The following is a 12,505-nucleotide window of genomic DNA, read 5'->3' on the forward strand; positions in this document are numbered from 1 at the left end:
TCATTAGAAAGTTTCCGGCTCCTTCATCCGACTCCAGGGGGCCATCATGCTCCACGCCCCACGATCCCACCCAAATATTTGGGCGGTCCGTTGGGATCGATGCAAATGTATTCCCGACATAAGCGAATCCGATTGAATACGGGCGACCGGTTTCCGACCAATCGTCAATATCCATCGTTGGGATGTGGAAATCCTGCAATATGTTCATTGCACGGTGGTCATCGCCTGCGGAAACACGAAATCAAAACTCCCCTCCACCAACGCTGGATGGGTCGCCATCATTGAGAATGCGCATCTGGGAGAATTGCACCGTCACCCTCCGCCCGAGCGTCGCGAAATTGCTTCGTCAGCACGTCCCAGTTTCCGCCGGGATCGACGACCATGATCGTGAAATGAAAGGCGTTTCCGGGCACCAATGACTCCAATGTGACGTGATGCGTTCTGCCAGAACTGGGAGTGATTTTTATCCTACCGACCGGGTCTGGGAGGACTGGGATTCCGCTGTCAAAACTTGGCGGCTCCATGGTTGCTCCAAACGGTTGTCTCGATGTGTGTACATGGAAGGTGCCCCCTGATCCGTTCTCACCGTCGGTTATGAGATCGGTTGTTTTCGGCGCGCCTGGCACCGCTGACCTCCCAGGGGAATGCATCTGTCCGCTTCGCTACTACGACGCCAGTTCCGAAGTCTATTGCTGATTCCATGCTGCAGATCCCCCAGTTTCAATACACCGATCTCGCAACGCCGTTTGAGGGCGCGCATTGGATTCAAGAATGCGGAAATTGAAGAGGGCCGGGCCTGGCGGTCACGATAATCGAGACAAGCGCAAATGCTATTATAGCGCGCATTTGGGTGGGAGAATTGTGAAAGATCGGACCGGACACACAAGCACTAGCCCGGCGGTTAGGGAGCCGGCGCCGGGCCTAACGCGGACCTGGATGTTGGGCGATGCATAGTCCCACAGCGTGTTGGAAGCGCTGCGTGAGGGAAACCGCTAGGCGAGGAAAAATTCCCGGCCTATGGTCGAACGCTGAGCAGCGGACGCAAATTTTCTGATTCCACCACAGCGTGGCGTGGACGTCGTAGAAGATTATCCACAGGAACCAATCGGCCAAACGCGATTTCAAAAGTGGGGAGGGAAAGTGGGAAAAAAACGCCTGCTTTTGGAATATCAACAAAAGCAGGCGTTTATCTCTGAAACTGGCTCCCCGGGCCGGATTCGAACCGGCGACCTGTCGATTAACAGTCGAATGCTCTACCGCTGAGCTACCAGGGATCACCGCTCGCCGCGGTGTGAGTGGCCTAATACAAATGCTTGCCCGATTTGCCAAGCGGTTTTTTCAAAAAAATGACATCCGCTTGTATTCGTTCTGTATAACCCCATCTCCTGTGGATGACTGAAGCACATGATACCACTGGAAAACCGGCCGCCAAGCGATTTGGCATCGACCACACCACGGGCCGTCTCATTCTGGGGTCCGTAAGTTTCCCATTTCCGCGGTCGCGCCTTGCCCGGATGTCGATCGGCGTTGTGCTGATCCTGGGCGGCTTTTTGGGATTCCTGCCCGTGCTCGGCTTCTGGATGCTTCCGCTGGGGTTCCTTATTCTATCGCACGACCTGCCTCTCGTCCGGCGGATGCGGCGGCGATTGTCCGTCTGGTGGAAGAAGGGGAGGAAACCCGCCCCTTGATCAGCTGAACAGGCCTGCAGCCCAGTAGAAGAATGCGGAAATGAGTGCCGCTGCCGGAAGCGTAATGACCCAGGCGACGACGATGTTGCCCGCCAGGCCCCAGCGGACGGCTGAAAGGCGCCGTGCCGCGCCAACGCCGATGATGGCGCCGGTGATCGTGTGCGTCGTGGAAACAGGGATGCCGAGCCACGTGGCCGCAAAGAGCGTCAGCGCGCCGCCGGTCTCCGCGCAGAATCCCTGCATCGGGTTAAGGCGGGTTATCTTCGATCCCATCGTGTGAACGATCCGCCAGCCGCCGAAGAGCGTTCCCATAGCCATGGCTGTCTGACAGGACAGGACCACCCAGAGCGGTACGTGGAAGGTTCCGCCGAGATAACCCTGCGAATAGAGGAGCACCGCTATGATGCCCATTGTCTTCTGCGCATCATTGCCGCCATGGCCCAGCGAGTAGAGAGAGGCGGAAACGAACTGCATGAGGCGGAACGTCCGATCGACGGCGAACGGCGTTTGCCGAACGAAGATCCAGGAAACGGCAAGAACGAGGAAGAGCGCCAGGATGAAGCCGATCAGCGGCGACATGACGATCGCGCCGGCTGTTTTTAGCAATCCGCCCCATACGATCGAGCTGAAGCCGACCTTTGCGAGGCCAGCGCCTACCAGCCCGCCGACCAGCGCATGGGAGGAACTGGAAGGGATACCGAAGATCCAGGTGACGATATTCCAGATGATTGCGCCCATCAGCGCCGAGAAGATCACCAGCGGCGTCACGATGTTGGGATCGATGATGCCCGTCCCCAAGGTCTCAGCCACGTGCAGGCCGAAGAACAGGAACGCGATGAAATTGAAGAAAGCGGCCCAGACGACCGCGTGGTGCGGCCTGAGCACACGCGTCGAAACGATCGTCGCGATCGAGTTCGCGGTATCGTGCAGGCCGTTCAGAAAGTCGAAGAAGAGAGCGACCGCGATGAGAGCCGCCAGCAATGGAAAGGCGAGGGTGGCGTCCATCTAGACGTTCTCGATCACGATGCCGCTGATTTCATTGGCAACGTCCTCGAAGCGATCGACGACCTTCTCGAGTTCGCCGTAGATTTCGCTGCCAATGATATAGGCCATCGCATTCGACGCGCCATGCCGTACGAAGAGTCCCTTCAAACCATTGTCGTGCAGTTCGTCGGAGCGTCCCTCGACGCGGGTGACTTCCTCGGTGATCGCCATCAGGCGCGGGGCATTGGCGTTGATGCGGCTGAGCAGGGGGACCGCCTCGGCTATGAGGTGTGCTGCCTGGACGATCGCCGCTCCCATTTCCTGCATGCGCGGATCGAATTCGGTTTGCTCGAAGAGACGGATCGTCTTGACTGTCTTATGCATCATGTCGATCGCATCATCCATCGACTGGATCAGATCCTTGATATCAACACGGTCGAAAGGCGTGATGAAGCTCCGGCGGACCGCAAGCAGCACCTCGCGCGTGATGTTGTCGGCATCGTTTTCGAGCGCGACGATCCGGTCGCAATGGTGTTCGATATCCTTGCCTGCAAGCAATTCGTTGAGCGCTTCCGCCGCGCCGACGATTGTTCGGGAGTGCTGTGCAAAGAGATCAAAGAACTGATCCTCGCGAGGAAGAAGTTTACGAAACCAGCTGAGCATTCCATCCATCCATAGCTATTTTTGAAGGTCGTCATAAAATAGCGGGACTTGCAATAAAAGTGTCACAATTGCACCAGCCGCGATTCTTTTCGCCCGGAGATGGAAGGCGTAAGGCGGAACTTGGAAGCTTTTTGGACGTTATTATCCTGAGCGTTCTTCACGCGAAGTGCGTACGAAATTAGAAGGTGCCGGAATGAAAAAACTTGCGGTATTGATGTTGGCAATTGCGACGAGCCTCGCTGGCGTCGGTCCGTCTTTTGCCGAAAACTCAGGCGATGAGCATTCGGCTCAGAGTCGCGGTGGGTTTGGAGATTCCGGCGTCAGAAACAGCCGCGGCTTCGACCGCTGCAACATCTATCGTTGTGGCGGCTACCGCCATGGCCATTACGGGAATCGCGACTACGGAAATCGGTACTACGGAAATCGCTATTATCGCGACGGCTACTACCGCAACGATTACAACGATGCTGGCGCGCTGATCGGCGGTCTTGCTGCCGGCGCACTCATCGGCGGTCTGATCGCTTCGCAGCCGCAGGCCAGACCGGTGGGCAATTCACACGTCGACTGGTGTTACAGCCGCTACCGGTCCTATCGGGCCTATGACAACACCTATCAGCCTTATTACGGTCCGCGGCGGCAGTGCTATTCGCCGTACTAGTGGTTGACTACGGAACCGGCGGCATGACGATCCAAAATACCGCCGGTTTTTCAACTACCCCCTTGCACTCGATTTCTATTCATTCTAAATGCCCGCCAACGCTTCGGTCATGAAGCGTCGTGAGGCCTCGTGGCGGAGTGGTGACGCAGAGGACTGCAAATCCTTGTACCCCGGTTCAATTCCGGGCGAGGCCTCCAAACCTTCCCATACATTCTGCAGTCATTGATTTTGCGGCTGTGTTTCCCACAGTGCCGCGGTGTTGTGGTCGCGTCTTCAGGCCGCCATTCGGTCGACAACAGCGGCGAATTCAACGTGCTGGTTCCATCCGACGAAACTTCGAGCCTAACCTCGGCAACCGCCTACTCCAATCGGATTAGGACCTAGGTCCGTCTAGGATAGCCCCTGCTACGGGGCTATTGTGTCTCTTGCAAGTCTGCGGAGGACGGTGGGGCTTTGAGGCACCGGACCCACTTGCTGAACAGGTCCATTGCCCGTGGCAGACTCGGCGGGGGTATGTTCACTGTCCCGAAATGCTGGAGGGGCTAGCCAAGTAGGCTGGCCCTCCCGGCTTCTGGGTTGCCGCCTCGACGTAAGAGCCTTCAGTGTCGACAGCACTCTCTTTGTTGCGTCCGTTCCCGCGCCGCCAAGTTCACCTGCTTTGGCAATTGCTCCATCGGCATAGTGAGAATCCACACAACACTAGCGCTGGCGCATGTCTTCCATACCCAAATCGTCGGATTGCCGAATTTTCGATAGGCCCTAAGCTTTGTGTTGAGTTGTTAGGAGCGCCTCCCATGCCGGCGACCCAAATGCCGCAATTGATCTTTGCCCTGAGCGTGGCGCGGGAAATGGCGAAGCGCGAGCGGCACGCCGACGTGCTGGTGATACTGATCGACGAGGCCCTGAAGGAGGCAAAGGAAGAAGCGCTGCGCTACGGCATTCTCGTCGACATAGAAGAGGAAACGGAACTGCAATAGGCCCGCCGGGGCGGCCCCGGCCGCGGCTATCAAGGGCCCCGGCCGGGTTGTCGACCGGGGAGGGGCTGGGGAGGCTCCGAGGTCGGCGCCGATACGCTACAGCTCCCGTTTGACGACCGCTATTGGTGCTTAGAGCTATGTTTCGTCGTTTGTTCTTGCCTAAAAAGAACTTTGCAGTGGCGGTCCATTTGTCACCCAGCGAAAACGCCGCCGTTGGCGTTCAGTTCACTCGCTGCAGTGACGGCACTGGCGACACGCCCGACGTCGCGACATTCGGAGCGCCGACACGCACAAAGGGAATCAGGAGAATGATCGCGAGCAGCACGCAGATGAAAAGGCTGCCCAGCAAGATTGGTTTGATTGCCATGTCCCGTCCGTCGAATCCCAAGGAAACGACACTATTGGGGCAGAACCTGACAACGGCCTGAAGGCAGGCAGTCAGCTCGTTTCACGATCGAAAAGACCGCAGCAAAAGATGCCGACCAGTGTTGCGATGATGAAGAAGTCGAACAACGAGAGATATTCGATGATATTAGGCATGGCCTACTCCTCCTCTGTTCCTCCGGTTGCAATAATATCACGGCGCCCGCGTTTGTTCCATGAAGGATTGCGGTCGGGTCACTTCCGCGACACTCGTACTGGAATTCTTGGCGCAGGCATTCGCGAAGCCTTGAAAGGCCGGTGTGCTGAGATTAAGAGACGTGCAGACAAAGCCGCTTCTACGGGCGAGAGGACATGATGAATTTCGAATCAGCACGCGCAAACATGGTCGACAACCAGCTTCGCACGACGGACGTCACCTCGCATTCAGTGCTGACGGCCTTCCTCACGGTGCCGCGCGAGGCTTTCGTTCCTGAGAAGGCCAAGCCGCTCGCCTATATCGATCGTGATGTTGAAATCTGTCCTGCAGCGGCCGGCAAGCCGGCGCGCTACCTCATGCAGCCGTCGCCGCTTGCAAAGCTGCTCCAGCTTGCGGCTGTCACGAAGGATGACGTCGTCCTCGAGATCGGCGCTGGCAGTGGCTATGTATCGGCTCTTTTCTCGCAGCTTGCCGGTACGGTGATCGCCGTTGAAGAGGAGGAAACGCTGGCGGCGGAAGCCAAGACCAACCTTGCCGCCTACACAAATGTGTCGGTCGTCACGGGGCCGCTCAATGCGGGCAACGCGTCAGGCGCTCCCTATGATCTCATTTTCGTCAGCGGCTCGGTCGAGGAGGTTCCTTCCTCCTTGCTGTCGCAGCTTCGTGATGGTGGCCGTCTGGTCACCGTACAGGGCTACGGCGGTTCGGCGCGTGCGAAGGTTTTCGTGAGCGAGCGCGGCACAATTTCCGAAAACGTCTATTTCAACGCCTCCGTGAAGCCGCTTCCCGGCTTTGCCAAGGCGCGTGAATTCGTATTCTGAGCCAAAGCTCCGATGACCGATTCTCGACGGGCGCCTCTGGCGCCCGTTTTCTTTCCCGCCATGGAATCGGAGCGCCAGGCAGCGTGGCAGAAAAGCTGTGCATGGCATCATTCATTTGATTCGCGATGATTTTTTTAGATCCTCGGCTATCCTAAGGTATGGGTGATTCGGATGCCCACTCCACGCAATCCGGTCGTTTTTCGGAGTAACGGGGATAGATATGGCTCAGCCAAGCGTAGCGCGTGAACCGTCCATGGAAGAGATTCTGGCGTCGATCCGCCAGATCATCGAGAGCAATGACCCCGGTGCGGGCAGGGCACTCTCCGCGTCACTGCCGGCGGTTTATGGTGCTGACGAGGACGATCGCGACTCGGACATTCATTTGACGGTGGACGAGACCTACGCTGGCGTGGAATTCCCTGAAACGGTCGCTGAGCCCGATCCGCGTTTTGTCGCTGCCAACTCGGCAGGCTCGGCTCCCGTGCCGGAGGCACAGCCGCGCGCCATGTCTCTTGCCGATGTCGCTGCGCGCGTCCGTGCCGCCTCGGAGAGGAACGCTGCGCAGTTGCAGCGCGAAGTGCCGCCGGCATTTCGGCCGCCGGAAGCAAGAGCCACCGAGATGAGGACCGAAACGCCGGACGCTGTCGGCGAGGCACCGCTGTCCCCGCGCCCTACGGAAGCCGTTACCGCACCCCTTTCAGTTCCCGCGGCGAAAATTGTTGCTGTTCGCCCGCCGGTAGAGGTTCCATTCGAGCTACCTCCGGTCGTTGCCATGGAGCCGCGACCAGCTGTCGTTCCCGCGGCCGAGGTAGCAGTTGCCGCTGTCGCCGAGGCTGCGAAAGAAACAATGCCAAGCGTTGTTGAGCACGAGCAGCAGCCAGCGCTGCTCTCGCACGACGCCGGACTGCAGATCGCCCGTTCCTTTGAGGAGCTTGCCGCCGCAATCGATGGTGCCGAGCGCCGGTCGCTTGATGAGATCGCCGAAGACATGCTGCGCCCCATGCTGCGCGAATGGCTGGACGACAATCTGCCGACGCTGGTCGAACGTCTCGTGCGCGAAGAGATCGAACGCGTGGCGCGTGGCCCGCGCCGCTGATCGGAAACGCCTTTGCTCAAAAGCCGCTCCCGTCTCCGGGGCGGCTTTTTTATTGACTTGCCCGTAGCCATCCTATTTACAACCCGCATCTAAGAACCTCCAGATTTTGGTCCCCAAATGCTCGACAAGACCTACGATTCCGCTGCCGTTGAACCGAAAATCGCTGCGAAATGGGATGAGGCGGACGCCTTCCGCGCGGGCGCCAACGCCAAGCCGGGCGCCGAGACTTTTACCATCGTCATCCCGCCGCCGAACGTGACCGGCTCGCTGCACATGGGGCACGCGCTGAACAACACGCTGCAGGACATCATGGTCCGCTTCGAGCGCATGCGTGGCAAGGATGTGCTCTGGCAGCCGGGCATGGACCATGCTGGTATCGCCACCCAGATGGTTGTCGAGCGCAAGCTGATGGAACAGCAGCTGCCAGGTCGCCGCGACATGGGGCGCGAAGCCTTCATCGATAAGGTCTGGGAGTGGAAGGCGGAATCGGGCGGCCTTATCTTCAACCAGTTGAAGCGCCTCGGCGCCTCCTGCGATTGGTCGCGTGAGCGCTTCACGATGGACGAGGGGCTTTCGGCCGCCGTTCTTGAAGTCTTTGTAACGCTTTACAAGGAAGGCCTAATCTATCGGGGCAAGCGCCTTGTCAACTGGGATCCGAAACTCCTGACGGCGATCTCCGACATCGAGGTGGAGCAGCACGAGGTCAACGGAAATCTCTGGTACTTCCGCTATCCGTTGGAGCCCGGCGTCACCTATCAGCATCCCATCGCCTTCGATGACGACGGCAAGGCAACGGAATGGGAAACGCGTGACTATATCGTCGTCGCGACCACTCGCCCGGAAACGATGCTTGGCGACACGGGCGTCGCGGTGAACCCGAAGGATGAGCGCTACAAGCCGCTCGTCGGCAAGCATGTCATCCTGCCGATCGTTGGTCGGCGAATTCCGATTGTCGCCGATGATTATCCGGACCCGACGGCCGGAACCGGCGCTGTCAAGATGACGCCGGCACATGATTTCAACGACTTCGATGTTGGCAAGCGTGCCGGTCTGCGCGTCGTCAACGTGCTCACTGCCGACGCGCGGATCACGCTCAAGGATAATGAGGATTTCCTGGAGGGGATTCCGGATGCCGCCGCATTGCACGGCGCCTGGGACGAACTTGAGGGCAAGGATCGTTTCGAGGCCCGCAAGATCATCGTTCGTATCTTTGAAGAAGGCGGCCTGCTCGACAAGGTCGAGCCGCACAAACACATGGTTCCCCACGGTGACCGTGGTGGCGTCCCGATCGAGCCGCGCCTGACGGAGCAATGGTACGTCGACGCCAAGACGCTCGCGGCACCGGCGATCGCCTCGGTCCGTGAAGGCCGGACCAAGCTCGTTCCGCGCAGTTGGGACAAGACGTATTACGAGTGGATGGAGAACATCCAGCCGTGGTGCGTTTCCCGTCAGCTCTGGTGGGGCCATCAGATCCCGGCCTGGTACGGTCCGGATGGTCAGGTCTTCGTTGAAAAGACCGAAGAAGAAGCGCTGCAGGCGGCGATCCAGCACTATCTCTCGCACGAAGGCCCGATGAAGGCCTACGTCGAAGACCTGCTCGAGAACTTCAAGCCCGGCGAAATCCTGACGCGCGATGAAGACGTTCTCGACACCTGGTTCTCCTCCGCGCTGTGGCCGTTCTCGACGCTCGGCTGGCCGGAACAGACGCCGGAGCTGGACCGCTACTATCCGACCAACGTTCTGGTCACCGGCTTCGACATCATCTTCTTCTGGGTTGCCCGCATGATGATGATGGGCCTGCATTTCATGAAGGATGATGATGGCGTTCCGGTCGAACCGTTCCACACGGTTTATGTCCACGCGCTGGTCCGCGACAAGAACGGCCAGAAGATGTCGAAGTCCAAGGGCAACGTCATCGATCCGCTGGAACTGATCGATGAATACGGCGCCGACGCGCTACGCTTCACGCTGGCGATCATGGCAGCCCAGGGTCGTGACGTGAAGCTCGATCCAGCCCGCATTGCCGGCTACCGCAACTTCGGCACAAAGCTTTGGAATGCAACGCGGTTTGCCGAGATGAATGGCGCCAAGAGCGATCCGCATTTCGTGCCAGAAGCAGCTGAACTGACGATCAACCGCTGGATCCTGACGGAGCTTGCCCGTACGGAACGTGACGTAACGGAAGCCCTGGAATCCTACCGCTTCAACGATGCAGCAGGGGCGCTCTATCGCTTCGTCTGGAATCAGGTCTGCGACTGGTATCTCGAGCTGCTGAAGCCAGTCTTCAACGGCACGGACGAGGGTGCTAAGAAGGAAGCGCAGGCCTGCGCGGCCTACATCCTGGAAGAAATTTACAAGCTCCTGCATCCCTTCATGCCGTTCATGACGGAAGAACTCTGGGCGCATACCGCAGGCGAGGGCATCGAACGCGACACGCTGGTTTGCCATGCCGAATGGCCGGCGCCGTCCTACGCCGACGATGCCGCGGCCGATGAGATCAACTGGCTGATCGATCTGGTTTCCGGCATTCGCTCGGTTCGCGCCGAAATGAACGTTCCGCCGTCTGCCGTTGCTCCGTTGGTCGTTGTCGACGCCAACAGCCTGACGCGCGAGCGGCTCGTTCGGCACGACGCCGCGATCAAGCGCCTTGCCCGGGTCGACGCCATCTCGCTGGGCAGCGAGGCGCCGAAGGGAGCCGCGCAGATCATCGTTGCCGAGGCAACTGTCTGCCTGCCGCTCGGCACCCTGATCGACCTTGCCGCGGAGAAAGCTCGCCTCGAGAAGGCGATCGCCAAGGCCGACGGTGAGATCGCCCGCATCAACGGCAAACTCTCGAACGAGAAGTTCGTCGCGAATGCCAATCCTGAGGTGGTCGCCGCTGAACGTGATCGCCTCGAGGAATTGCAAGGCCAGATCGCCAGCCTGCGGGTTGCACTATCGCGTGTGTCTGAGGCGGCGTAAAATCAACGCTTGGTAGTAATATATTCTAAGGCGTCCGATTGCGAATCGGGCGCCTTTTTTCAGGCTCGGTCGAGATTGATGGATTTCAAGGCCAGGCTTGYCGGGATCGCTGACGGGAATCCTTGATTTCACACGTTTTCTTGAGCCGTTTGGCGAAAAATATGACTGTTGTTTCTCTGTTACAGGGCGGCGTTATCGTGGAATGGTCGACCTCAATTGCGTGGGTAGTTTTACCTTTCGTGGAATTTTCTTCTAAATTGTTGGAATATTGACGTGCCCGTCAAATTTTTACGTAAAGCATCTGTTGGTGCAGTTTCTAATCACGCCCGATCACAAAGTTGCCATTTATCGGCATCGTCGGCACAGTCCCGCCATTGCAATTGCCCGAGTGGGGGAGACACCTTGGCATCTCGTATGATTTCGGCCAGCATTGTGTCGCTGGTTCTATTTTCAACGCTGGCGCAGCCGTCCTTCGCGGGCGGTCTTGACCGCAGCGGCTATAATATCGATCTGCTGTTTGATCAGTCGCGGTTTTCAGCGCAGTCGGCCGTGATCTACGTCATGCCGCAGCGCGAATTGAAGAATGTGAGGGACACTGATCCTTCCATTCGGCCCGGCGGCGGAAACCTGAACAATCGGTCCCACTCGGCGGACGACACAGAGAATTATGCAGTCCCCTACATCGGTTTCAAGGCCGGGTATGAAGATGTGGACTGCCTCTTCGACTACTCCGAGCCATTTGGCGCACACACGAATCCCGGCATCAATTGGGCAGGTGCCAACAACAACATCGAAACGAAGATCAAGACGCATAACTATGCCACGACGTGCTCGTACAAGTTTGATGTGGGCCCTGGCCAGCTTCGCTTGATTGGCGGCGCCTTCTATCAGGAAGTGGAAGGCTTCAAGGAGCGCCTAGTTAGCACGGTTCCAATCGCATTCGGCACCGGAACGGGCGTAGGTCGGTTGGACCTTGAAGACAATGCTTGGGGATGGCGGACTGGCATCGCATATGAAATTCCAGAATACGCGATGCGCGCGAGCTTGGTCTATAACAGCCGTGTGAAGTATGACAGCCTGAGTGGTACGGTTGACCTGACGCAGGTCCGGGCGCCAGTCGCACCGCTGAATGCCGCGCCCTATGGCGCAGTCACGAATGTCTTCGGCGAGGCGGAAGCTCCCGACTCACTGGAGCTAAAGCTTCAGAGTGGTATTGCGCCAGATTGGCTGGCATTTGGTTCTGTGAAATGGACCAACTGGAGTGTCCTCCAGTCGATCTCACTCTGCCCTACATACACGAAGGGCAGGGCTTGCACCGCCACGAGCGGAACTCAGCTCACGTCTCTTGATCTGCTCTATCAAGATGGCTGGACCATTACCGGCGGCATTGGTCACAAGTTCAATGAGCAGTGGACCGGCGCTGTCAGCCTGACTTGGGACCGCGGTACGAGCCACGGCTATGGCTCTCAGACGGACAGCTGGACGGTTGGGGTCGGCGCTGCTTATAACCCGACCGACAACATTGAATGGCGCCTTGCCGGTGCCCTCGGCGTTCTGACGAGCGGTTCCTCCGGAGTGCTGGTGGAGAATGGTGTTCCCTACGGAACCGACGTCTCTTACGACTTCGGCAATGATCTCGTGGCCGCTGTCTCGACCAGCATCAAGGTGAAATTCTAGGTTTCAAAGATGAACCGCAGATCAGCCCGGCAAAACTGCCGGGCTTTTCTTTGTGTACGGGTCGTTAAGCATGCCGATTCCGTGTCTCGTTTTGTGACGATTCAGCAACAGTTTTTTACCAGCATTTGCGTAAGATGATGCCAAGCTGAAATTGTCCATTTCCCGCCACAAACTAGGCGCAGCGCTATATGCGGGCGAGGGAATGACAGGCGTAAGGTGCGCGTAAAAGAGTACGATGAGCGAATTCCTAGCGGATACAGTCAGGGTGGGTGAGGCCCACGGCAACGATGCCGCGGCTAGCGCCATTTCCCTTTTCCCGCAAGGCTATTCCGTCTCAGAACTTCGCTCTGACGTTGCGCTTCCGAACCTCTCTTTCTCCTCGCATTCAGACCGATCGGTG

Annotated in this window: 10 protein-coding genes and 2 tRNA genes; 8 read left to right on the plus strand and 4 right to left on the minus strand. The window is 58.2% G+C overall.

All coding sequences use genetic code 11. The annotated features are described in order from the left end of the window. Positions 1–1,199 precede the first annotated feature (1,199 nt). Positions 1,200–1,274 (minus strand) — tRNA-Asn (locus AC1DE4_RS20380). A gap of 117 nt (positions 1,275–1,391) precedes the next feature. Between AC1DE4_RS20380 and AC1DE4_RS20385 the strand changes: the two genes are divergently transcribed. Next, positions 1,392–1,688, plus strand: a complete 297-nt coding sequence (locus AC1DE4_RS20385; protein WP_025659101.1) for a hypothetical protein — start codon at positions 1,392–1,394, stop codon at positions 1,686–1,688. Here the strand turns inward: AC1DE4_RS20385 and AC1DE4_RS20390 are convergent, their stop codons facing one another. Beyond that, positions 1,689–2,693, minus strand: a complete 1,005-nt coding sequence (locus tag AC1DE4_RS20390; RefSeq protein WP_025659100.1) for an inorganic phosphate transporter — start codon at positions 2,691–2,693, stop codon at positions 1,689–1,691. Beyond that, complete coding sequence (locus AC1DE4_RS20395; RefSeq protein WP_025659099.1) at positions 2,694–3,335, minus strand: DUF47 family protein; 642 nt, start codon at positions 3,333–3,335, stop codon at positions 2,694–2,696. 193 nt (positions 3,336–3,528) lie between these two features. On the opposite strand from AC1DE4_RS20395, the gene AC1DE4_RS20400 reads away from it, so the two are divergent. The 3 genes from AC1DE4_RS20400 to AC1DE4_RS20410 all read left to right on the plus strand — a co-directional run bounded on the left by AC1DE4_RS20400 (position 3,529) and on the right by AC1DE4_RS20410 (position 4,970). Next, positions 3,529–3,993 carry a BA14K family protein gene (locus AC1DE4_RS20400; protein ID WP_025659098.1) on the plus strand — a complete coding sequence of 155 codons (465 nt, stop codon included), beginning with the start codon at positions 3,529–3,531 and terminating at the stop codon, positions 3,991–3,993. Positions 3,994–4,116: 123 nt separating this feature from the next. Next, positions 4,117–4,190, plus strand: a tRNA-Cys gene (locus tag AC1DE4_RS20405). 597 nt (positions 4,191–4,787) lie between these two features. Continuing rightward, positions 4,788–4,970, plus strand: coding sequence for a hypothetical protein (locus AC1DE4_RS20410; protein WP_018859401.1), 183 nt, complete (start codon positions 4,788–4,790; stop codon positions 4,968–4,970). A gap of 220 nt (positions 4,971–5,190) precedes the next feature. Here AC1DE4_RS20410 and AC1DE4_RS20415 read toward each other — a convergent pair whose 3' ends face one another. Next, positions 5,191–5,337, minus strand: a complete 147-nt coding sequence (locus AC1DE4_RS20415; protein WP_018859400.1) for a hypothetical protein — start codon at positions 5,335–5,337, stop codon at positions 5,191–5,193. A gap of 368 nt (positions 5,338–5,705) precedes the next feature. Between AC1DE4_RS20415 and AC1DE4_RS20420 the strand changes: the two genes are divergently transcribed. The 4 genes from AC1DE4_RS20420 (at position 5,706) to AC1DE4_RS20435 (ending at position 12,105) form a co-directional block, all read left to right on the plus strand. Further along, the gene (locus AC1DE4_RS20420; protein ID WP_018859399.1) at positions 5,706–6,371 is read left to right on the plus strand and encodes a protein-L-isoaspartate O-methyltransferase family protein; all 666 of its coding nucleotides are present in this window, start codon (positions 5,706–5,708) and stop codon (positions 6,369–6,371) included. Positions 6,372–6,591: 220 nt separating this feature from the next. Beyond that, entirely contained in the window at positions 6,592–7,467 is an 876-nt protein-coding gene (locus AC1DE4_RS20425) for a PopZ family protein (protein WP_025659097.1), read from the plus strand. A gap of 117 nt (positions 7,468–7,584) precedes the next feature. After that, positions 7,585–10,428 carry a valine--tRNA ligase gene (locus AC1DE4_RS20430; RefSeq protein WP_477882700.1) on the plus strand — a complete coding sequence of 948 codons (2,844 nt, stop codon included), beginning with the start codon at positions 7,585–7,587 and terminating at the stop codon, positions 10,426–10,428. 402 nt (positions 10,429–10,830) lie between these two features. Continuing rightward, on the plus strand, positions 10,831–12,105 hold the full coding sequence (locus AC1DE4_RS20435; RefSeq protein ID WP_025659095.1) for an OmpP1/FadL family transporter: 1,275 nt from the start codon (positions 10,831–10,833) through the stop codon (positions 12,103–12,105). The last annotated feature ends 400 nt before the right edge of the window (positions 12,106–12,505 follow it).

The sequence above is a fragment of the Rhizobium sp. 10N414 genome, assembly GCF_056394785.1.